This window comes from Corallococcus sp. AB032C (assembly GCF_003668935.1).
In the GTDB taxonomy this organism is placed as follows: Bacteria; Myxococcota; Myxococcia; order Myxococcales; family Myxococcaceae; genus Corallococcus; species Corallococcus exiguus.
In genome coordinates, this window is record NZ_RAWP01000139.1 from 1 (window position 1) to 21,755 (window position 21,755).

Genomic DNA, 21,755 nt, shown 5'->3' on the forward strand with positions numbered 1-21,755 from the left:
GCGGGGGAGGGCGCGGGCGTTTCCGCGGGCGGCGTGGGCGTGGGCTTCGCGACGACTTCCTTGGGCGGCGGCTGCGCCACTTCCTTGCGCGGCAGGAGCTTGGGGTCGCGCGGCTTGCCCAGCCGCACCAGCGACGCGTTGATGGGCTTCTGGTCCAGGTTCACCTTCGGCGCGGACGAGAAGCCCGCGTAGAGCAGCGCCGCGGCGACCACCGCCACGTGCCCGACCACGGAGACGACGAGGAAGCGAGACAGCCGCGTGGGCCGTGAAACCAGCAGGCTGTGGGTCACCGCGGAACTCATGGGCTAGCGCTTCGCCTCCTTGGGCTTGCCCTTGGCGCCGGACGGGGCGGGGGCGGCCTTGCCGGAGTTGGACGCCTTGGAGCCCGTGGCCGGTTCCGTGATCATCCCCACGTTGGCGATGCCCGCGCGCTGGGCCGCGGCCATCACCTCCACCACCACGCCGTACGGCACGTCGCGGTCCGCGTGGAGGTACACTTCCTTGTCCGCCTGCGCCTTGGCGTTGGCGGCGAGCTTCGTCTCCAGCTCCTCCAGCGGAACTTCCGCATCCCCGATGTAGACCTTGCGCCCCGCGTCGATGGAGAGGACGACCTTCTTCTCCGTCGCCTCCACCGGGGCCGCCTTGGTCTCCGGGAGATTCACCTTCACGCCCTGCTGGATGAGGGGCGCCGTCACCATGAAGATGATGAGCAGCACCAGCATCACGTCCACCATGGGCGTGACGTTGATCTCGCTCATCGTGGTGCGGCCACCACCGCCCTTGCCTCCGCCCATGCCCATGTGACGGGTCCCCTAGCGGAAGAAGTGCCGCTTGATGATGTTGAGGAAGTCCGCGGAGAAGTTGGACATCTCCGTGTCGAACACCTTGATGCGGCTGACGAACGAGTTGTACGCGACCACCGCCGGGATGGCCGCGAACAGCCCCGCCGCCGTGGCGAAGAGCGCGTTGCCCACCGGCGCCGCCACCGTGGCCAGCGTGGCGTTGCCCTGCTCCGCGATGTTGTTGAACGCGCCCAGGATGCCAATCACCGTGCCGAACAGCCCCACGAACGGAGACGCGGCGCCCACCGTGCCCAGGAAGGACACGCGGTTCTCCAGCTCGGTGATCTGCGCCGTGGCCGCGCGGTTGAGCGCGCGCTCCACGTTCTCGATGCCGCCCAGCTTGGCGCTCATCGCGGCCTCGGCGCCTTCCTTGTTGTCTGTCTGCGCCAGCTTGCTCAGCTCCTCGTAGCCCGCGCAGAACACCTTCGACAGCGGCGAGCCCTCCAGCTTCTGGGCGGACTGGTAGATGGCCTCCAGCCGGGACGCCTTCCAGAACGTGTCAAGAAAGGTAAGCGACTGGGCGCGGGCACGCGACAGCTGGGTGGCCTTCATGGCGATGAGGGCCCAGGAGGCGACCGAGACGCCCATCAGGAGGAGGAGCACCGCGAGCTCGATGAACGACGCGTCGCGGATGATCTCCACGTAGTTCATGGCGCCAAAGGCCAGTGGCAGGTGGGGTATCATGGGGTCCAGCGCGTAACATTCCGTCCTCGGGTGGGTCAAACATGCTTACGACGCCCGGCTGCTTTGGACGGCACTGAATAATTCCCGGGGCTGGTCGTCTGGAGGGTTGTTACGGGCCGACGACCTCAACTTCCCGAAACCGAACCACGGATGCCCACCATGAACGCGAGAACGCTCGCCGCATTCCTCTGCCTCTCCTCTGGACTCACCGGCTGCATCATCGAAGACAACCGCTACCCCGGCGACGTCCGGATGTCGTGGAGCTTCGATGGCGCCACCTGCGGCCAGATGCGGGACATCGACGGTGTGGACATCTACATCGACGGCGAGATCCTCGAGGGTGACGGCAAGTACCCCTGCTCGGCGAACGGCTTCGACGGCATCGTCCTGCACGACTTCGCGCCCGGCACGTACTCGTTCACGGCGCAGGCGGTGGACTACGACGGCGTGGCGGTCTACTCGTACCGCGGCACCTTCTCGGTGGACGGCAACACGGCGGTGCCCATCAACTTCAACACGGGCCGCACGGGTTCCACCGCCTACGCCTATGTGAACTGGCTGTTCCCGACGGAGGCGGGCTCGTACTACCCCTCCTGCGGCCAGGCCGGGGTGGCCTATGTGGATGCCCGCGTGGATGACGGCCCGTGGGGGCGCTTCAACTGCAACCAGGGCAGCGAGGGTCGTTACATCGAGACGCCGGAGTTCGCCCCCGGGCAGCACTACCTGGAGATCGTGGGCGTCGACTCGTTCGAGCGGCCCCTCTACTACTACGGTGGCGGCTTCACCTCGCAGGCGGGTATCCCGGCCTCCATCACGGCGAACACCTGGGCCATTGGCGGCGCCGCGGTGGGCTGGCAGCTCTACGAAGGCAACACGAAGCTCAACTGCAACCAGGCCGGCGTGAGCGAGGTGGGCATCAACTTCCAGGACGTGCACACCAACGAGTGGGTCTACGGAGAGGCCGGCCAGTGGTTCTCCTGCAGCCAGTCCCCGGCCGTCTTCGAGTTCCTGCGCCCCGGTGAGTACTTCGTGTCGTTGCAGGCGAACGGCACGAACGGCCGGCGCTACATCTCGCCCCGGGGAGCGGACATGCTGAGCCTGCGTGTCTACGCCCACGACTTCCCGAGCGCGGGAGAGGCCGCCATCGCTCCGCTCGACCGCGTGCAGTAGTCGCGGGGCCCACCCGGGCCGGGCGTCATGAAAGGGTCGGAGGCCTTCCAGGCTTCCGGCCCTTCGTGCGTTCCGGGGGACACGCGGGCGGTGCGGGGGGCGTTGGCATCAATCGTGATAGGGACTCACCCCATGCGGCAAGACAGCCACGGTCCCATCGGCGTGTTCGACTCCGGCATCGGAGGGCTCACGGTCCTCAAGGCGCTCATGGCGCGGCTCCCCCACGAGCGCACGCTCTACCTGGGGGACACCGCGCGCGTGCCCTACGGCACCAAGTCCGGCGAGGTGGTGACGCGCTACTCGCTGAAGAACGCGGAGTTCCTGCTGGAGCGCGGCATCAAGCTGCTGGTGGTGGCGTGCAACACGGCCTCCGCCGCGGCGCTGCCCGCCCTCCAGGCCGCGCTGCCGGTGCCGGTGCTGGGCGTGATTGAGCCCGGGGCCCGCACGGCGCTCCAGCGCACCCGGGGCGGCGGGGTGGGCGTCATCGGGACGCCGGGCACCATCCGCTCCGGCGCGTACCAGCGGGCGCTGGAGGCGGGCAACCCGAAGGTCGCGGTGAAGGCGACGGCGTGCCCGCTCTTCGTGCCCCTGGCGGAAGAGGGGTGGACCCACGGCGACGTGCCGCTGCTCGTGGCCCGCGAGTACCTGGCCGGCTTCGCGCGCGACGGGGTGGACACGCTGGTGCTGGGCTGCACCCACTACCCGCTGCTCAAGGGCGTCATCGCCGAGGTCGTGGGGCCGCACGTGTCGCTGGTGGACTCGGCGGAGGCCACGGCGGAGGCGGTGGCCCAGCTGCTGGGGGAGAAGGGGCTGCTGGCGCCAGCGTCCGTGGGCGCGCCGGAGCACGCCTTCTTCGTCACCGACGTGCCGGAGCGCTTCGTGGAGGTGGGGGCCCGCTTCCTGGGGCGCCCCATTCCTTCCGCGGAGCAGGTGGACCTGCGCTTCTAGGCGGCCTTGCCGCCTGGGCCCGGCCTTTCAGCGCACGGGGGGCGTGGAGACGCTCGCCGTGGGCTCCTCGGCGGACGACTTGAGCAGCTCCTTGGCCGCCTGGATGACCGGCACCTGCTGGGCGCCGTCCACGGCGACGAGCGCCTGGGCGGCCTCCGTGCCGATGTCGTCCTGGCGCGGCAGCTGACCGGTGACCCAGGTGATGAGCCGCTCCATCAGCGGGAAGAAGTGGATCATCTTCAGCGGCCGGTTCATCCAGCCCACGGTGATGCAGTAGTACTGGTTGAAGGGCGCGGTGTGGTGGATGCGGTGGTGGTCCGGCGGCAGGATGAGGTGCACGCGCTGCAGGAAGTTGATGATCGCGGGCGGCTCATCCAGGTGCGACCACTTGTGGAACTGGTTGGTCGCCATCACCCAGAAGATCATCGCGCCCAGGAACGCGGCCAGGAACACCCAGCCCGGGCCGGCGAGCGGCACCGCCACCGCGAGCGCCGCCACCGGCAGCGACACGAGGCAGTTGTTGCCGTTGGTCTCCACGAAGTCGTGGCGGGTGATGGCCTTCTCGTCCACGTGGTGCTCGCGGAAGGGGCGGATGAACGCCTTGCCCAGGACGGGCATCTCCGTGGAGCCCCACGTGTCGCCCATCCAGTGGACGAAGCCGGACACGAAGTCCGCGGCCAGGTAGCCCAGCACCACCGCCAGGATCAGCATCCACGGCCCGGTGTGGTGGGTGCTCCAGAGCTTGTAGACGAGCACGCTCTCCAGGCCCACGAACGCGATGATGGAGGCAATCTCCATGGCGCGGATGGCGGGCGAGTAGCCCTGCGCGAGCGCCTGGGCATCCTGCAGGCGGACCTTTTCCGCGATGGTGTCCGGCTTTTTCATCGGTGGTGTTCCGGCCGCGGCAGGGAGGGAGGGACTGACGGCGCGATCGTCAGAGGGGTTTACGTACCCCAGGGCGTTTCAGCTTTTCAACAGAGCCGCCCGTGCCCGCCAGGCTGGTGTCCACGTGTGGATCCGTACACGGAGGGTGACAGAAGGTGGCGGACGCACACCGGCGGGAAGCGGGCAGGCACGCACGAAAAAAGAGGTGCGGAGCGCGTGACGCTTACCTTGTGAAGCCTGGACCCCGCTGCTACGGTGCCCGACCTCGGCAATGGCGAAAACCTTCGAAAAAGCCGTCACTGGCTTCAATCACAACATCAAGCACAAGGGGAAGGTCTACCACGTCCAGACCGAGGACTCGGGCGTCAACAACCCCCACATCATCACCCACCTGTTCGTGGGCGGGAACATCCTCGCGTCCAAGAAGACGTCCTACGCGGACATCCTCAACGCGGAGAACCTGGCGGAGGTTGTGCGCGAGTTGATGGAGGAGCAGCACAAGGAGATGCTGCGCAACCTCATCAACGGCGTGTACGACAACTACGAGTCCACGGTCCGTTCGTATCAGCCCGGCCAGCTCGCGACGGACGCGGAGATGGCCGCGCAGCCGAAGCTGCCGCCGCAAGCGCCCGCGCAGCCGCGCCCCCCCACGCCGCCTCCTCCTCCCGTCGTGGCCCCCGCCTCACACCTGCCTCCGGAAGTGGCCGCCGCGCGCGCCCTCAAGGAGAAGCCGCGCATCAACGAGGTGGGCGTGGAGACGCTCTTCGGCGAGGACCTCATCTCCGAGAAGAGCCTGGACGAGGTCATCCTCAGCTACCTGGCGAGCGAGGGCGAGCCCTCTTAAGGCCGCTCGCGCGGTGCCGTCCCTCCAGCGACGCCCGGCCCGTTCCTGGGCGGGCTCCGGGGGCGTGGTACGCTGCCCGGAGGGCCTCGCGCTTCTCCGGACATGATCCAGTTCTTCCACGTCTACAAGGCGTATCCCGGCGATCCGCCGGTGTTGCAGGACATCAACCTGAACGTGGAGAAGGGCGAGTTCGTCTTCCTCACCGGCCCGTCCGGCGCAGGGAAGACGACGCTGCTCAAGCTCATCTTCTGCGGGGAGAAGGCCACCAAGGGTCAAATCCTGGTGGGCGGGAAGAACATCGCGCGCATCCGCGAGTCGGCGGTGCCGTACCTGCGGCGCAACATCGGCGTGGTGTTCCAGGACTTCAAGCTGCTGCCCCACCGCAGCGTGGCGGACAACGTGGGCTTCACGCTGGACGTGCTGGGCGTGCCCCGTCCGGAGGGGCGCGAGAAGGTGCTCCGGATGCTCAAGCTCGTGGGGCTGGAGCACAAGGCGAACTCGCTGCCCCTGCGGCTGTCGGGTGGAGAGCAGCAGCGCGTGGTGATTGCGCGCGCGCTGGTGAACGACCCCACCATCCTCCTGGCGGACGAGCCCACGGGCAACCTGGACCCGGCGCTCACCGTTGAAATCATGGACCTGCTCACGGACATCAACATCCGGGGCACCACGGTGATGGTGGCCACGCACGACGCCACGCTCCTGTCGCGCTACCAGAAGCGCACGGTGCGCCTGGAGCGCGGGCTCATCGTCTCCGACGAGGACGGCGTCAAGGCGGCGCGGCGGATGCTGGTATGAGCGTGCTGTCGAAGGTGGCCTACTTCTGGCGCTCGGCGGCCGGGGGGCTGAAGCACGCGCCCTTCGTGCACTTCATCGCCGTGTCCACCATCGCCATCGCGCTGTTCGCGGCGGGGCTGGCGCGGGGCGCGTCGCACGTGGTGGACAACCTGCTCGCGTCGCTGGGCGGCGAGGTGGAGGTGACGCTCTACCTGGCGCCGCAGCTGGGTGAAGACGAGGTGCACGGCGTCCACACGCGCGTGGTGGAGCTGAGCCACGGCGAGGTGACGGTGGTGCCGCCGGAAGCGGCGCTGAAGCGGCTCAAGCGCGAGCTGGGCGACCTGGGCGAGGCGCTGTCGGAGCTGCCGGAGAACCCGCTGCCCGCGACGCTGGAGCTGCGCGTGCCGGAGGCGCGTCGCTCCCCCGCGGCGCTGTCGGCCCTGGCCAAGGAGCTGCGCGCGCTGCCGGGCGTCACCGGCGTGGACTACGGCGAGGCCGCGGTGGAGCGGCTGTCCGCCATCGCTCGCGCGCTGAGCTTCGGGGCGCTGGTGGCGCTGGTGGTGGTGCTGGGGACGACCATCGTCATCGTCGCGGCCACGCTCCAGCTGGCCATCTATTCGCGGCGCGAGGAGATTGAAATCCAGAAGCTGGTGGGCGCCACCGACCGCTTCGTGAAGGCGCCGTTCCTCCTGGAGGGACTGCTTCAGGGGCTGTTGGGCGCGCTGGTGGCGGTGGGCGGGCTGTGGCTCTTCGGCCGGCTCCTGGGGCCCACGCTGGGCTCGCTCTTCGCGTTCCTCCTGGGGCCGGGCGTGGCCGCGCCGTGGGTGGAGACGCGCACCGCGCTGGAGTTGCTCGCGGCCGGCTGCGCGCTGGGCCTGGGCGGCAGCTTCGTCGCGGTGGGGCGCTTCCTGCGCGTATGAGACGGCTCGTCTGGCTCATGGCGCTGTTGGGCGCGAGCGCCGCGTTCGCCCAGCCGGACGAGGAGGCGGAGCGCGCGGCCATCCGCGAGAAGCTGACCGCGCAGCGCGCCACGCTGGCACTGGTGGAGGCGAAGAAGCTCTCCGTGCTGGAGGGCATGGAGCTGATGGAGGACATGGCCGCCTTCTCCCGCCGCCGCGTGCGCGCGCTGGAGGGCGACCTGAACCTCTTCCGCCGCCGCGTCGCGCTCGCCGAGCGTGAAGAGGCCGTGCTGCGCGAGGCCCTGCGCGCCCAGCTGCGCCGGCTGTCCCCGCGCCTGCGCACCCTGTATCGACTCCAGCGCCGCCGCCCGCTGGAGGTGCTCCTGTCCGCGGACGACTTCGCCGCGCTCATGTGGCGCGCCCGCGCGCTGGAGGCCAGCATGGCGGGCGACCTGGAGCTGCTGCGCACCGTGCAGCACGTGGCGACCCTCCAGCGGCAGGCGACGCTGGAGCTGAAGCGGCTGCACACCTCGCTGTCGCAGCGCGTGGCCTTCCTCCAGCAACAGTCGAAGCAGGCCCAGGCGCAGCAGGAGGCGCTGGAGGAGGTGGTGGGGAAGCTGGCCGGCGAGGCGGAGCTGGCGAAGCGCGCCGTGCGCGAACTGGAGGGCGCGGACGCGGAGCTCACCCGCATGCTGCTGGACCTGCACGAGGCCCCCGCGACGAGCGGCTTCGGCGCCCTGAAGGGCAAGCTGCCCCGGCCCGTGACGGGCATCGTGGAGGTGGGCTTCGGCCGCGTGGTGAACCCGCGCTTCAACACCGTCACCGTGCAGAAGGGCGTGGACATCCGCGCCGTGGCGGGCACCCCCGTGCACGCGGTGGCCGAAGGCACCGTCGTCTACGCGGGCTGGCTGCGCGGCTACGGCAACCTGCTCATCGTCGACCACGGCGACGACTTCCACACCCTGGTCGCCCACCTCTCCACCATCGCCGTCGCCGTGGGCGCGCGCGTGACTCCAGGCGACGTGGTGGGGGAGGTGGGAGACACCGGCTCCCTCAAGGGTGCCTACCTGTACTTCGAGGTCCGCCGCGCCGGGCAGGCCGTCGACCCCGCCCCCTGGCTCGCCCCCGCGACCGCCGCCGCAGGGACGCCCTGACATTGTCTGTTTGATGCGCTGCGTCCAAGACGCGGAGGCGTTAGAAGGTGCGGGGCAGCGGTCGTTGGTGAGGAAGGAGGCCTTCGCGTGGACCTGATGGGTGGGATGCAGGAAGCGATGCGCCGCGTGCTGGTGGCGCGGGGCGTGGAGTCGGAGACGGTGCACGTGGGTGGGCAGGCGGTGCACCACTACGCGCTGGAGGGGCAGGGCAAGGGTCCGCCGGTGGTGCTGGTGCACGGGCTGGGCGGGTCCGCCAACGGCTTCGGGCGCACGTTCTTCGGGCTGGCGAAGCGCTTCTCCCGCGTGCTCGCGCCGGACCTGCCGGGCCACGGCTTCTCTGGCGAGTACTGCGGCGGCCCCACCTGCGTGCAGGGCCAGTTCGACGTGCTGCGCGCCTACTTCGAGCAGGTGGTGAAGACGCCCGCCCTCGTGGTGGGCAACTCGCTGGGCGGGGCCATGGCCGTCAACCTGGCCTCCGAGCATTCCGCCTGGGTGAAGGCGCTGGCGCTGGTGGCCCCCGCGGGCGCGGAGCTGACGCCGCAGGCGCTGGCGGCGCTGCTGGGGCACTTCGCGGTGAAGTCGACCGCGGATGTCCGCGCCCTGACGCGCAAGCTCTTCCACCGGCCGCCCCTGGGCGCGCTGCTGCTCGCGCCGGCGCTGAGCAGGCTCTACACGACGCCCACGGTGCAGGCGCTGGCGGCGGATGCGCTCGCGACGCAGGCGAGCATCGCGCCCCAGGCGGTGCGGGATTTGAAGATGCCGGTGCTTTTCCTCTGGGGCGGCAGCGAGCGGCTCCTGCCCCCGGAAATCCTCGCCTGGTACCGGCAGCACCTGCCCGCCCAGGCGGAGGTGCACGTGGTGGAGGGCTTCGGCCATGTGCCGCAGATGGAGCGGCCGGACGACTTTGTGTCCCACCTGGTGGGCTTCGCGGACCGGGCTCGCCTCTAAGGGCGGGAATCGTCCGGCGGGCCGGGTGTAGACTCGGGGGCCTTGCGACGGCCCCTTCCACCCGACCCCCGAGGACGCGCTCCCGTGACCCGTTTCCCGAAGCCGTGGTGCATGGGATTCGCCGCGCTCCTGCTGTGGGGCGCGCCCGTGCTCGCGCAGAAGCCAGGGGACGCGGCCGGCCGGGAGGAGTCCGCGTACCGCCAGCTGGAGTTGTTCGCGCGGGTGCTCTCCTACGTGGAGAACAACTACGTGGAGAGCGTGGACCGGAAGACGCTCGTCCAGGGCGCCATCCAGGGGATGCTCGACACGTTGGATCCGCACACCCTCTTCATGCCCCCGGAGGTGTTCCGGGAGATGAAGATCGACACGTCCGGTGAGTTCGGCGGCCTGGGCATCGAAATCGCGCGCAAGGGCGACCGGCTGGTGGTGGTGGCGCCCATCGACGACACGCCCGCGGCGCGCGCGGGCATCAAGGCCGGGGACGAGCTGCTCGCCATCGACGGGGAGAGCACCCAGGGCATGGACCTGGGCCGCGCGCTCCAGAAGATGCGCGGGCCGGCGGGGGGCCGGGTGTTGCTCACGCTCATGCGCGCGGGCTTCAACGCGCCCCGGGAGCTGGCCATCCTGCGCGACCACATCCGCATCGTGTCCGTGGAGAGCGCGCTCTACGACGGCATCGGTCACGTGAAGGTGAAGAACTTCCAGGACCGCACGGACCTGTCGCTGAAGAAGGAGCTGGACCGGCTGCGCGCGCTCAACGGCGGCAAGGAGCTGGACGGCCTGGTGCTGGACCTGCGCAACAACCCCGGCGGCCTGTTGGACCAGGCCGTGGCCATGAGCGACCGCTTCCTGCCGGGCAACCTGCCCATCGTGTCCACGCGCGGGCGCGACGGCCGCAACGCCTCCGAGGAGAAGAGCCGCGACCGCGACACGGAGAAGGACTACCCGCTGGTGGTGCTCGTCAATGCGGGCAGCGCCTCCGCGTCGGAGATTGTCGCGGGCGCGCTCCAGGACCACGGCCGCGCGGTCATCATGGGCACGCAGACCTTCGGCAAGGGCAGCGTGCAGACCATCATCGAGCTGGAGGACGGCTCCGGCCTGAAGCTCACCATCGCGCGCTACTACACGCCCAAGGGCCGCAGCATCCAGGAGAAGGGCATCACCCCGGACTTCCTGGTGCCGGAGGATTCCACAGGGAAGCCGGGGACTGACGCACCCCGGGAGAAGGACCTGCGGGGCCACTTCAAGGCGGAGCCGTCCCAGACGACGTCGGAGGTCGCCGCCCATCCCCGGACCCTGCCCGCGAACCTGAAGGACTGGGCGGTGACGGCGAAGCTCGCGGATCCACAGCTGAAGGTCGCGCTCAACTACCTCCATGGGTTGGCGCCAGGGCCCGCGTCCCGGGCCTCTGGGAGCACCGCGGGTCGCTGAAACCCCTTTCGAGGCTGGCGTTCCGCCTCGCAGTGCGTGTAATGCGCACAGCAACGAGGGAGACCGGATGCGACGTCCTTTCAATCGCGCGCTGCACGCGACGCTCAGTGGCTGGCTGGTGGGAATGCTGGCCGTGGGCCCCGCGGCCGCGCAGCAGCAACACGTACCGCTGCGGCTGATGCCGCGAACGCTGCCGACGGCGGCGGGCCCCCGCGTGGCGGTGGTGGCCATTCCCGTGGATGCCTCGCTGGAGGGTGAGGCGCTGGCGCTGACGCACTGGGCGGAGCAGGCCGTGGCCCGCTCCGGCCGGATGGAGCTGGTGCGTCTGTCGGACGCGCTGGACGCCCAGGGCGCGACCGCGCGCCAGACGAAGGCGGTGGAGGGCAACGCCGCGTTCAAGGACGGCGCCAAGGCCTACGACGAACTGGACACCGTGAAGGCGCTCCAGAGCTTCGACAAGGCGGTGAAGGCCTACGAGCAGGCGGACCTGTCGCGCGCGTTCCCGCTGCTCAGCCGCGCGCGGGTGATGAAGGCCGCGACGCAGGTGGCCAACGGGGAGAACAAGGCGGCGGAGCTGGAGATGCGCGGCGTGCTCGCGGTGGATCCGCGCGCCACCTTCAACCCCAACTTCTTCCCGCCCGAGGAAGTCGCCTTCGTGGAGAAGGAGCGCAAGTCGCAGCTGGAGGGCGCGCAGGCCACGCTGAACGTGAGCTCGCAGCCCGCCAACGCGCAGGTGTTCGTGGACGGCACCTACCGGGGCGTGTCCCCGCTGGCGCTCACCGGCCTGACGCGCGCGGACCACTACGTGACGCTGGTGGCGCCGGGCTACGCCGTGACGGAAGGCCGGGCGCGCGAGGGCGAGTCCTCCTTCACGCTCGCGAAGCTGCCGGTGCAGCAGCGCTACGCGGCGCTCGTGGAGCGCATCGCGAAGAACGCAGACGACGAGGAGCGGGACCAGGCGCTGCAGGAGCTGGGCGTGCTCGCGGACGTGCCGCAGGTGCTGGCTCTGCTGGTGCGCGGCGGTCCGGGCAACGCGCCCCTGACCGTCACCGGCCTGCGCATGGACGTGGCGGACGGCCACAACCTGGCGTACGCGATGGGCCAGGTGCCGCGCGGTGACGCGATGGCCACGGGCTCCGAGGCGCTGCTGACGGGGCTCGTCGGCCAGGACGCGGCGCGCGTCGACGGCAAGCCGGTGAAGCACTTCGCTGGCGGCGGAGGCGTGAGCCGCAAGACCGCGGGCTACGTGCTGCTGGCCACGGGCGTGGCGCTCCTGGCGGGCGGCATCTACTTCGGCCTGGAGGCCTCCTCCAAGTCGGACGCGTTCAAGACCGCGCCGCAGGGCAGCACGCGCGCGGAGGACCTGAAGAGCACCGGCAAGACGTACGCGCTGGTGGCGGACATCGGCGTGCTGGCGGGCCTGGTGTCCGCGGGCGCCGGCAGCTACCTGGCGTTCTACAAGAAGGGTGGGGGTTCGTCGTCCAGCGCCCCCGCGAGCCCCCCGCCTGAAAAGGCCGCGCCGGCCCGCGACGAGAAGCCCATGAAGGAGGCGCTGCCCATGCCGCCGCCTCCGCCCGCCGCCAAGACGGAGCCCGCTCCCAAGGTGAACGCCACGTCCACGCCCACGCCTGCGCCCGCCACCGAGCCGGCTCCGGCGAACAATCCCCCGCCGCCCGTCTTCGAGCCGCCCCCGACGCCGCCGCCCGCGCCGCCCGCGAAGAAGATGACGCGCAAGGAGCGTGAGGCCGAGGCGAAGCGCCAGCGCGCGGAGGATGCCCGCCTCAAGCGCGAGGAGGAGCAGCGCAAGAAGGACGAGGAGGAGCAGCGCAAGAAGGACGAAGAGGCGAAGCGCAAGGCGGACGAAGAGGCGAAGCGCAAGGCGGACGAAGAGGCCCGGCGCAAGCGCGATGAAGAGAAGAAGCGCCCCAAGCTCGACGAAGACGATCTCCGGAACTACTAGCCATGCGCCGCCTTTCATCGCTCATCGTTCCCTCGGCCCTCGCCCTGGGCCTGTCCGCCTGCAGCCTGCTCGTCAGCTTCGACCCCGAAGGACAGCCCTGCGACCGCGGCCAGTGCCAGGAGGGCTACGTCTGCCGCAACGAGGTCTGCACCTCCGAGGACGGCACCCCCACCGACGCCGGCACGTCCGACGCCGGCACCAGTGACGCCGGCACCACCGACGCCGGTGACGGCACCGACGCCGGCCTCACGGATGGCGGTCTGCTGACCGACGGCGGCGTCCGCGACGGGGGCTGAAGTCCCCTCACCGGGCCCGGCGTCACCGGTCGCCAGTCACGGCGCCGGTGACGGAGCCCTGATGCCGTTGTGCCGCCGCGCCTTGCGTCCCTGTCTCCAGGGGCCCAGGGCGCGGCGCCCTGTAAACACTCCCGCACGTGGCCACCGGGCCGCGCCGTGTCTCGCCGGACACGGCTGCCTGCCGCTCGGCACCACCGCGAAACCCCTGTTATTCCAGTTACTTGAACGCGACGTCCGCGCCGGGAAGCACTTCCGGTGCGTGGCATCATCCGTGCTCTGACGCGGGCCCAAGGAGGCATCATCGACATGGGCAAGCGCGTGGGAGTGCTGATGGGCGGGTGGGGCGAGGAGCGGGAGATTTCGCTCAAGACGGGGGAGGCCGTGGTGGCGGCCCTGGAGACCCTGGGGCACACCGTCACCCGCGTCTTCGCGGGCCCGGGCCTGGACCGGGCGCTGCGCGCGGCGGACCTCGACGTGGCCTTCCTCGCGCTGCACGGCCGCATGGGTGAGGACGGCCGCGTGCAGGGCCTGCTGGAGCTGCTGGAGATTCCGTACACCGGCTCCGGCGTGCTGGCCTCCGCGCTGGCCATGGACAAGCCCATGGCGAAGAAGCTCTTCCAACTGCACAACCTGGCCTCTCCCCAGGGCTACCGGGTGGCCCGCGAGGACGCGGAGCGCGCGCTGGAGCTGCACGGCGACAGCGGCTTCCCCTGCGTGGTGAAGCCCGCGAAGGGCGGCTCGTCCGTGGGCCTGTCCGTGGTGCACGACGCCGGGGCGCTGGTGCCCGCGGTGGTCCAGGCGTGCCGCTTCGGCGGTGAGGCCCTGGTGGAGCGCTTCGTCCAGGGCCAGGAGGTGACGGTGGGCATCCTCGGCGACAGCGTGCTGGGCAGCTGCGAGGTGTCCTACCCGCGCGAGGGCTTCGACTACGAGGCCAAGTACAAGGGCGGCGGAGCCCAGTACTTCCTCCCGCCCCGCCTGTCCGACACCCGCCGCGTCAACGTGGAGTCGCTCGCGCTCGCCGCGTACCGCGCCCTGGGCTGCCGGGGCTACGGCCGCGTGGACCTGATGTGCTCCGACACGGAGAACGACGTGGTGCTGGAGGTGAACACCCTGCCGGGCTTCACCCCCACCAGCCTCCTGCCGAAGATCGCCGCCCGCGCCGGCCTGGACTTCCCCTCGCTGGTGCAGGACGTGCTGGACCGCGCCACCCGCGACGAGTCCCATGTCGCGGAAGGCCCCACCCTCGCGCCCACCGCTCCCGTGCCCCTGCGCGTCGCGCGCTAGGTCCTCTGGCGCGCGGAGCACCTGGGACGTCGTCTCGGCATCGCCCCGACGCAGGGAAGCAGAGGGTGACAACCTGCGTCAAAACCGCCGTTCAGAGCCTCTCGAATCCGGGGAATAGTTTGACACGACCCGGGTCGCTCCCTATTGTCCGCCGGCGATCAGTAGCCGGAAGGTCAAAGCCCAGTCTTTTCGGGCACATACGGGGCGGGGCTCAGCAGACCCACAGGCGGCGGTCAGCGTGAGCAGTCGGTCGGCATGCCGCCACGTCTGGTAGGACCGCTGGCGCCAGTGCCAGCGGGAGGGGCTGAGCGTCACCGATGACCACCGTTGAGATCATCTTCCTGGCAGTCTACTTCAGCTTGCTGAGCGTGCTGGGAGTCTACGGCTCCCACCGCTACCGCATGGCGTTTTTGTATTACCGCCACAAGTTCAAGCTGCCGACGCCCAACGGCACGCTGAAGGCGCTGCCCAAGGTCACCATCCAGCTGCCCATCTTCAACGAGATGTACGTGGTGGAGCGCCTGGTGGAGTCGGTGTGCCGCATCGACTACCCGCGCGAGCTGCTGGAGATCCAGGTGCTGGACGACTCCACGGACGAGACGTGCGGCATCGCGCGCGCGTGCGTGGAGCGCCACCGTCAGAAGGGCCACGACATCGTCTACATCCACCGCGTCAACCGCCAGGGCTTCAAGGCGGGCGCGCTGGAGAACGGCCTCAAGCTGGCCTCGGGCGAGTACGTGGCGGTGTTCGACGCGGACTTCGTCCCCAGCCCCGACTTCCTGATGCGCACGGTGCCCTTCTTCGCGGACGCGAAGGTGGGCATGGTGCAGGTGCGCTGGGGCCACCTGAACCGTGAGTTCTCCATCCTCACGCAGGCGCAGAGCATCTTCCTGGACGGCCACTTCATCATCGAGCACACCGCGCGCAACCGCGCCGGCTGCTTCTTCAACTTCAACGGCACCGCGGGCATCTGGCGCCGCGCGACCATTGGCGACGCGGGCGGCTGGCAGCACGACACGCTCACGGAGGACCTGGACCTGTCCTACCGCGCCCAGCTGAAGGGCTGGCAGTTCATCTTCCTCCCGGAGGTCATCTCCCCCGCGGAGGTGCCGGTGGACATGAACGCCTTCAAGAGCCAGCAGCACCGCTGGGCCAAGGGCTCCATCCAGACGGCGAAGAAGCTGCTGCCCACCATCCTCAAGAGCGACCTGCCGCTCCTGGTGAAGCGCGAGGCCTTCTTCCACCTCACCAACAACATGGCCTACCTGTTGATGGTGCTCCTGTCCGTGCTGATGCCCATCAGCATGGTGGTGCGCTTCCAGCACGGCCTGTACGGCACGCTGTTCCTGGACCTGCCGTTCTTCATCACCGCGACGGCCAGCGTCTGCGTCTTCTACGTGGCCGCCCAGCGCGAGCGCGGCGTGAAGGGCTGGGAGCGCTTCAAGTACCTGCCCTTCCTGATGAGCCTGGGCATTGGCCTGGCCATCAACAACGCGAAGGCCGTGGGCGAGGCGCTGCTCAACCAGCAGTCGGGGTTCGCTCGCACGCCGAAGACGGGCGCCGAGGGCAAGAACGTCAAGGCCGTGAAGAAGAGCTACCGGGGCAGCAAGACGCTGATGCCGGTGGTGGAGCTGCTCTTCGCCGCGTACTTCACCGGGGCGCTGTGGTTCGCCATCGACTCGCGCATCTACACGTCGGTGCCCTTCATCATCCTGTTCCTGGCGGGCTTCCTCTACGTGGGCATGTCCAGCCTGATGCAGGGCCTGGCGGGCCGCCGGACGAAGGTGCCGGACGCCGCCCCCGCGGTGACGTCCTCCGAGGAGCAGCCGCGTCAGGCGGCCTGAGCCGTTCACACCGCTTCCGCTGTTCACCTCGCGCCGCCGCTTCCCTCCTGGTCTCCAGGCGGGGAGGGCGGCGCGGTGCTTTGGGGCCTACAGGCCCGCGTCGGGCGCGCCTCGCAGCAGCACCTGTTCCTGGCGCACGGGGGCGGGGCCGGAGGTCGCGGGACGGCAGCCCTCGTCGATGGCGGTGCTGGACGCGGCCCTCAGCGTGAGGCCGGCGTCGGTGCAGGCCACGGCCTCCGTGGGGAAGGCGACGGGGCAGGGCGTCCCGGAGGCGCTGAAGCCGGTGGCGCGCGTCTCTCCCACGAAGCCCTCGGGTGTTCGGGTGAGGACGATTCCCACGGAGCCCGCGTCCGGGGACTCCACGCCGCCGTCCGCCCACGCGCGCACCACCGCGAGCGACAGGGTGCGGCCGTCATCCTGGCCCAGGTAGCGGAAGGCCGGGTTCTGCGCGTGGTGGTAGTCGCCGGACAGGTCCTTTTCGCAGCCGGGCGGCACGTGGATGGGAGGCGGCACGGAGGCGGCGTGGGTCTCCACCCGGGGTGGGGCCTTGCCCGGACAGGCCGCGAGCGAGAGGACACAGAGGCCGAGGGGGAGGGTGACGAGGGCGCGGTGCATGGGGCGCGGATATTCTCCCAACGGACGGCCCGGTGGGACGGTGTTTGCTTCCCCTGGGATGACTCTCTAACCTTCGGCCCGACATGAGTCTTCGCCGCTTCGCCATCCTGTCGCTCGTCGCCACCCTGGCCCTGCCGTCCGCGGCGTTCGCCCAGGACAATGATGATCTCCTCGCCCCCACGGAGGAGACGAAGCCCACGAAGCCCAAGGGCACCAAGACCCGGCCCGTGAAGCCGCCGAAGCCGACGGCCAAGCGCAAGACGCCGCCCAAGAAGGAGAAGCTGGGCGCGCGCAAGGGCAAGACGGGCAAGAACGCCGCCACGGCCACCGTCGAGGACCCGGTCCCCGCGAAGGCCACGCTCGCGCTCAAGCTGGGCAGCAACGCGCGCGGCGCGAAGGTGACGGTGGACGGCGAAGAGGTGAATCCTCAGACGCCGCTGGAGCTGACGCCGGGGGAGCACACCGTCATCGCCCGCCGTCAGAACTATTCGGAATTCAACCAGCAGGTGACGCTGGCGCCGGGTCTGACCACGGAGCTGCTCCTCTCGCTGGAGGCGGCCACGGGCTTCGCCACCCTGCGCGCGGACGTGGCCCGCGTGGGGGTGTTCGTGGACGGGACGCGCGTGGGCGTCACCCCCATGGAGAACTACCCCCTGTCGCAGGGGCCGCACGTCATCGAGTTCCGCGCGCCGGGGCTCAAGGACGTGAAGAACATCACCGTGCGCGCCGGCCAGCTCTACGTCGTGGAGGGGCGGCTGCGTCCCTCCTCGGACGTCCCGACGGCGGTGACGCAGGCGGAGGATGCGCCACGCTCGACGGTGCTGGAGCCCTCGAAGCCCTCGGAGCCGCTGGTGGATCAGCCGGGCCTGGCGCTGGGCGCCGAGCAGCCGCCGGAGGTGAAGGAGAGCACCGGCACGTCCTGGTACCAGAAGTGGTACGTCTGGGTGGGCGTGGGCGTGGTGGCCGCCGCCGCGGGCGCTGGCGCCTACGCGGTGACCCGGGGCCCCGCGGAGCTCACCCCGAACGAAGTGTGCGGCGGGACGTGTGACGGCGACATCGGGTTCTCGGGCCTGCGCCCGGCGATGCCCGCGAACGGCGTGCGCTTCTGACGACGCGCGGGGCGGACGTCCGCGTCCGCCCCTGCTTCCGGAGCCTCGAGGCCGCTCAGTGGCTTCGCAGGTCGTCCTCGGCGCGGCCAGCGCCGGGTTCCAGCCGCAGGAAGACGTTCGTCACGCGGCCCACGCCCCAGTAGTCCAGCGCGGTGGCGCGGAGGCGGAAGGGCTCGGACTCCGGCAGCAAGCCGCTGAGGTCCACTTCGTTGGCCTCGAAGCTGAAGGCGCGGCGGCCCACGTTGTCCACCTGCTCGTTGCCGATGAAGACGCTGTCCGTGAAGCCCACGGCGGCGCGGCGCGACACCTTCCCCTTCGTGTCCAGCACCTCCAGCAGGAGGAAGTTGTCCACGGCGAAGCCCTGCTTGCAGGCCGCGTCCCCACACAGGCTCGCCTTGGCACCGTCCAGCAGCAGCTGAGGCGTCTCGCCGGTGGCGACGACGCGCGGCGTGCGCTCGCCCTCGCGGGTGTCCACCTCCACGTCCTCGCGCCGCTGCTCCAGGCGGGCCGTCTCGCGCTCCGGCGTGGCGGTCAGCAACTGGACCGAGCGCGGTTGGGGCGGCGCGGCGGCGGTGGACGGGGGAACCTGCTTCGCGCAGGCCAGGAGGCTCAGCGCGGCGGCGGAGAGGGTCAACGTTCGCGAGTGGCGCACCTGGAGGCTTGTAGCGAGCGGCCCTGGACGGGGTCAATTAGCATGCCCCCATGCGGACCTTCCCCGGATGGTGGCTGCTGTGCGCGCTGGCCGCGGGCCCCGTGGTCGCGGCGACACCTCCCGCCCCCGCCGCTCCCGCCATCCCGGGCGCGGGCAGCGTGGCGCCGGAGGTGCAGCTGTGCCTCCAGCACCTGAGGCCGGAGGAGCGGGACCGGGCCGCGCGGGCGCTGGGGCCGCTGGAGTCCGTGCCGCTCTACCGCGTGCAACTGGAGGTGGAGCCGAAGGAGCGGCGCGTCTGGGGCAAGGTGCAGGTGGAGCTGGTGGCCAAGGGCCCCAAGCCGGTGACGGAGCTGTACCTGCGGCTGACGCCCAACACCCGCTCCCGGCAGGTGACGCTCTCCGGCGCGAAGCTCAACGGGAAGGCCGTGGCGCTGGAGCTGGGGCCGGAGCCCACGTTGCAGCGCATCACGGTAGAGCCGCCGGTGCCCCCTGGCGGCACGGTGTCGCTGGAGGTCTCGCTGAAGGGCATGGTGCCCAAGGCAGCGCCGGGCGCGGAGTCGCTGCTGGGCTCGGGCGGGCTTCTGGGCGGCGGCGCGAAGGGGGGCTCGGACGACCACGGGGCCTTCTCCGCCACGGCGGACGTGATGAGCCTGGTGGGCGTGGTGCCGCAGGTGCCTCCGGTGGATGATCAGGGCCAGCCCTGGGCCGGCCCGCAGGGCACGGGGGACCTGGCGCTGTACGAGCCCGCGCACGTGCTGGCCACTCTCACGGTGCCGTCAGGCTGGGCGGCGCACACCACCGGGACGCCCATGGGCGCGGTGCCCGAGCGCGACGGACGGGTGCGCTACAGCTTCGCGGCGGCGGCGGTGCGCGACTTCCCGGTGCTGGTGACGCGCGGCTACCAGTCCGCCACCGCCACGGTGAACGGCGTCACGGTGGAGAGCCACTTCGCGGCGCGGGACGCGGCGGTGGGCAAGCGCGTGCTCAAGTACGCGTCACAGGCCCTGACGGAGTTCGAGAAGCGGCTGGGCCCGCTGCCCTACACCCACTTCCGCGTGGTGCAGGCGCCCTTGAGCGGCGGCGCGGGCGGCATGGAGTTCCCTGGGCTGGTGACGGTGGGCACGTCCCTCTACCGCGCCAAGCAGGACCCGCTGTCCATGCTGGTGGGCATGCCGGGCATGGAGGCCTTCCAGGAGATGCTGAACGCGCAGGGCGGCGCGGGGATGCTGGCGCAGGTGGGCTCGCAGGTGGGGGCGTCCCTGGAGCGCACGCTGGAGTTCACCGTGGCGCACGAGGTGGCGCACCAGTACTTCGCGGGGCTCGTGGGCTCGGACCCCATCCACGACCCGGTGGTGGACGAGTCCCTGGCGCAGTACGCGGCGCTCCTCTACATGGAATGGGCCCACGGCCCGGAGGCCGCCGAGTCCCTGCGCAACGAGGCCCTGGTGATGCCCTACCAGTTCTTCCGGCTGACGGGCGGCAGCGACGGCCGCGCGGACCGGCCCACGGGCGACTTCGACGGCGGCGAGCTGGAGTACGGCGCGCTCGTGTACGGCAAGGCGCCGCTGTTGCACCACGCGTCGCGCAAGCTGGTGGGGGACAGCGCCTTCCTCAAGGCCCTGCGCGCGTACGTGGACACGTACCGCTTCAAGTGGGCGTGCAAGGCGTGCTTCACGCAGGAGCTGGCGAAGGCGAGCCCCGCGAACGCGAAGGCGCTGACACAGCTGCGCACGCGCTGGTGGGAGGAGTCCCACGGCGACGAGGACCTGGGCGCGGCGGACCTCCAGGGGCTGATGGAGGCCATGGGCGGCGACATGGGCGGCGTGAAGCTGGACGCCCAGACGCAGCAGCTCCTGGAACAGCTGCTGCCCCAGCTCATGGGGCAGTAGGGCGGTTCAGTCGAACAGCGCCTGCACGAACTCGCGCGGCTCGAAGCGGCGCAGGTCGGCGATCTTCTCGCCCACGCCCACCCAGACCACGGGCAGCTTCAGCTCGTCGCAGATGCCGATGATGACGCCGCCCTTGGCGGTGCCGTCCAGCTTGGTGAGCGCGATGGAGCTGATGCCCACGGCCTCGTGGAACTGCTTGGCCTGCTGGATGGCGTTCTGCCCGTTGGTGGAGTCCAGCACGAGCAGGATTTCATGGGGCGCGCCGGGCAGCGCCTTGTCCATCACGCGCTTGACCTTCTTGAGCTCCTCCATGAGCGGGGCCTTGGTGTGCAGCCGGCCCGCGGTGTCCGCGATGATGACGTCCGCGCCTTCGTCCTTCGCCTTCTTCACCGCCTCGAAGATGACGGCGCTCGGGTCGCCGCCGTCCGGGCCCTTCACCAGCTGGGCGCCCGCGCGCTCGGCCCACACATCCAGCTGCTCCGTGGCGGCGGCGCGGAAGGTGTCACCCGCGGCGAGCACCACCTTCTTGCCCTGGCCGGTGAGCTGCGCGGCCAGCTTGCCGATGGTCGTCGTCTTTCCGGCGCCATTCACGCCCACCACCATCACCACGTGCGGCGGGCCACCGCCCTCCAGCGAACGCGGCACGGGCAGGTCCACCATGCGCGCCACCTCGTCGCGGATGGCGTCCTTGATGCGCTCCGGGTCCTTCAGCTCCGCGCGCTTGAGCTTGTCGCGCGCCACCTCCACCAGGTGGTCCGCGGTGCGCACGCCGATGTCGGCGGTGAAGAGGATCTCCTCCAGCTCCGACAGGACGGAGTCGTCCATGGTGCGCTGTCCGCCGAACAGGCCGTTGAGCCGCGCCATGAAGCCCTGATTCTTCGTGCGGTCCAGCCCCTGCGCCAGGGTGCGGCCGCCCTCCGCCTCCACCTTGGCGCGCGCCACGGCGGCCTCGGCCTGACGGGCGGCCTCCGCCTGGGCGGCCTCCTGGGCGACGGCCTCATCGCGCAGGCGCACCGCTTCGACCTGCTCCCGCTTGCGGCGCTCGCGCGTCTCGTCGTCGAGCGCCTTCTTGGCGCGGTATTCGACGCGCTTGGCCTCCTCCTCACGCTCCTTGAGGGCGCGGACCTCCGCCTCCAGCCGGGCCTTCTCCGCCGAGTCCTTCGCGGCGTGGGCGGCGAACGAGGCCGTCTCGCGCTGGCGGCGCAGCTCGTCCATGCGCGCGTGGGCGTCGTCCAGGTCCCGGCGCCGGGCGAGCTCCGCCTCGTTGGGCGGCAGCTCCACGCGCAGCTCGGGGCGCTCCTCGGGCAGCTGGGGCGCCTCCACCTGGGGCTTCCCGGGGGCTTCCGGCACGCGCTTCCTGCCGAAGAGCCTGCGCGCCGCCACGAGGGCCAGGACGACGAAGAGGGCCGCGCCGCCAATGCCCACCACTTCGCCGCCCACGCCGCGAAGGACTCGGCGGAGAAGGCCCGGCTGGAGGCGGAGGTCCGCGCCCTCAAGGAGCGTGAGGAGGAGGCCAAGCGCGTCGAA

20 protein-coding genes and 1 pseudogene are annotated in these 21,755 nt (G+C 70.7%); 14 read left to right on the plus strand and 7 right to left on the minus strand.

The window, feature by feature from the left end; genetic code table 11:
* From D7X99_RS37140 to D7X99_RS37150, 3 genes and pseudogenes are all read right to left on the minus strand, one after another.
* Positions 1-302, minus strand: a pseudogene (locus D7X99_RS37140) (energy transducer TonB); the annotation flags it as partial.
* 3 nt (positions 303-305) lie between these two features.
* Positions 306-800 carry a protein TolR gene (gene tolR / locus D7X99_RS37145; protein WP_120580673.1) on the minus strand — a complete coding sequence of 165 codons (495 nt, stop codon included), beginning with the start codon at positions 798-800 and terminating at the stop codon, positions 306-308.
* A gap of 12 nt (positions 801-812) precedes the next feature.
* Complete coding sequence (locus D7X99_RS37150) at positions 813-1,526, minus strand: MotA/TolQ/ExbB proton channel family protein (RefSeq protein ID WP_120580672.1); 714 nt, start codon at positions 1,524-1,526, stop codon at positions 813-815.
* Between the two features lie 159 nt (positions 1,527-1,685).
* On the opposite strand from D7X99_RS37150, the gene D7X99_RS37155 reads away from it, so the two are divergent.
* Together D7X99_RS37155 and murI are read left to right on the plus strand one after the other, a co-directional pair.
* Positions 1,686-2,696 carry a hypothetical protein gene (locus D7X99_RS37155; RefSeq protein WP_147476379.1) on the plus strand — a complete coding sequence of 337 codons (1,011 nt, stop codon included), beginning with the start codon at positions 1,686-1,688 and terminating at the stop codon, positions 2,694-2,696.
* 132 nt (positions 2,697-2,828) lie between these two features.
* Positions 2,829-3,644 carry a glutamate racemase gene (gene murI / locus D7X99_RS37160; protein ID WP_121781892.1) on the plus strand — a complete coding sequence of 272 codons (816 nt, stop codon included), beginning with the start codon at positions 2,829-2,831 and terminating at the stop codon, positions 3,642-3,644.
* Positions 3,645-3,671: 27 nt separating this feature from the next.
* On the opposite strand, the gene carF is transcribed toward murI, so the two are convergent.
* Positions 3,672-4,529, minus strand: a complete 858-nt coding sequence (gene carF / locus D7X99_RS37165) for a plasmanylethanolamine desaturase (RefSeq protein WP_121781893.1) — start codon at positions 4,527-4,529, stop codon at positions 3,672-3,674.
* Positions 4,530-4,800: 271 nt separating this feature from the next.
* Here carF and D7X99_RS37170 point away from each other — a divergent pair, with 271 nt between their 5' ends.
* From D7X99_RS37170 to D7X99_RS37215, 10 genes are all read left to right on the plus strand, one after another.
* Complete coding sequence (locus tag D7X99_RS37170) at positions 4,801-5,373, plus strand: hypothetical protein (protein ID WP_121755685.1); 573 nt, start codon at positions 4,801-4,803, stop codon at positions 5,371-5,373.
* Positions 5,374-5,475: 102 nt separating this feature from the next.
* Complete coding sequence (gene ftsE, locus D7X99_RS37175; protein WP_121781894.1) at positions 5,476-6,168, plus strand: cell division ATP-binding protein FtsE; 693 nt, start codon at positions 5,476-5,478, stop codon at positions 6,166-6,168.
* Entirely contained in the window at positions 6,165-7,067 is a 903-nt protein-coding gene (locus tag D7X99_RS37180; RefSeq protein WP_121781895.1) for an ABC transporter permease, read from the plus strand. The genes ftsE and D7X99_RS37180 overlap by 4 nt, the downstream gene beginning before the upstream one ends.
* Positions 7,064-8,200 carry a murein hydrolase activator EnvC gene (locus D7X99_RS37185; RefSeq protein ID WP_171805585.1) on the plus strand — a complete coding sequence of 379 codons (1,137 nt, stop codon included), beginning with the start codon at positions 7,064-7,066 and terminating at the stop codon, positions 8,198-8,200. Before D7X99_RS37180 ends, D7X99_RS37185 begins: the two co-directional genes overlap by 4 nt.
* An 87-nt stretch (positions 8,201-8,287) precedes the next feature.
* Positions 8,288-9,148 (plus strand): alpha/beta fold hydrolase, encoded by an 861-nt coding sequence (locus tag D7X99_RS37190; RefSeq protein ID WP_121781896.1) that lies wholly within the window; start codon positions 8,288-8,290, stop codon positions 9,146-9,148.
* An 84-nt stretch (positions 9,149-9,232) separates the two neighbouring features.
* Complete coding sequence (locus D7X99_RS37195) at positions 9,233-10,579, plus strand: S41 family peptidase (RefSeq protein ID WP_121781897.1); 1,347 nt, start codon at positions 9,233-9,235, stop codon at positions 10,577-10,579.
* Positions 10,580-10,646: 67 nt separating this feature from the next.
* A complete protein-coding gene (locus D7X99_RS37200) occupies positions 10,647-12,539 on the plus strand; it encodes a PEGA domain-containing protein (protein WP_121781898.1) in 1,893 nt (630 codons plus the stop codon).
* A gap of 2 nt (positions 12,540-12,541) precedes the next feature.
* Complete coding sequence (locus D7X99_RS37205) at positions 12,542-12,835, plus strand: hypothetical protein (RefSeq protein WP_121781899.1); 294 nt, start codon at positions 12,542-12,544, stop codon at positions 12,833-12,835.
* A gap of 306 nt (positions 12,836-13,141) precedes the next feature.
* A complete protein-coding gene (locus D7X99_RS37210; protein ID WP_121781906.1) occupies positions 13,142-14,119 on the plus strand; it encodes a D-alanine--D-alanine ligase in 978 nt (325 codons plus the stop codon).
* Between the two features lie 317 nt (positions 14,120-14,436).
* Complete coding sequence (locus tag D7X99_RS37215) at positions 14,437-15,963, plus strand: cellulose synthase family protein (RefSeq protein WP_121781900.1); 1,527 nt, start codon at positions 14,437-14,439, stop codon at positions 15,961-15,963.
* A gap of 87 nt (positions 15,964-16,050) precedes the next feature.
* Here the strand turns inward: D7X99_RS37215 and D7X99_RS37220 are convergent, their stop codons facing one another.
* The gene (locus D7X99_RS37220) at positions 16,051-16,578 is read right to left on the minus strand and encodes a hypothetical protein (RefSeq protein ID WP_121781901.1); all 528 of its coding nucleotides are present in this window, start codon (positions 16,576-16,578) and stop codon (positions 16,051-16,053) included.
* Positions 16,579-16,661: 83 nt separating this feature from the next.
* On the opposite strand from D7X99_RS37220, the gene D7X99_RS37225 reads away from it, so the two are divergent.
* Positions 16,662-17,687 (plus strand): PEGA domain-containing protein, encoded by a 1,026-nt coding sequence (locus D7X99_RS37225; RefSeq protein ID WP_121781902.1) that lies wholly within the window; start codon positions 16,662-16,664, stop codon positions 17,685-17,687.
* A gap of 55 nt (positions 17,688-17,742) precedes the next feature.
* Here D7X99_RS37225 and D7X99_RS37230 read toward each other — a convergent pair whose 3' ends face one another.
* On the minus strand, positions 17,743-18,339 hold the full coding sequence (locus tag D7X99_RS37230) for a hypothetical protein (RefSeq protein WP_121781903.1): 597 nt from the start codon (positions 18,337-18,339) through the stop codon (positions 17,743-17,745).
* 50 nt (positions 18,340-18,389) lie between these two features.
* Here D7X99_RS37230 and D7X99_RS37235 point away from each other — a divergent pair, with 50 nt between their 5' ends.
* Positions 18,390-20,228 (plus strand): M1 family aminopeptidase, encoded by a 1,839-nt coding sequence (locus D7X99_RS37235; protein WP_121781904.1) that lies wholly within the window; start codon positions 18,390-18,392, stop codon positions 20,226-20,228.
* Between the two features lie 6 nt (positions 20,229-20,234).
* On the opposite strand, the gene ftsY is transcribed toward D7X99_RS37235, so the two are convergent.
* Positions 20,235-21,755, minus strand: a 1,521-nt coding sequence (gene ftsY, locus D7X99_RS37240; RefSeq protein ID WP_304997965.1) for a signal recognition particle-docking protein FtsY, incomplete at its 5' end; no start/stop codon positions are given.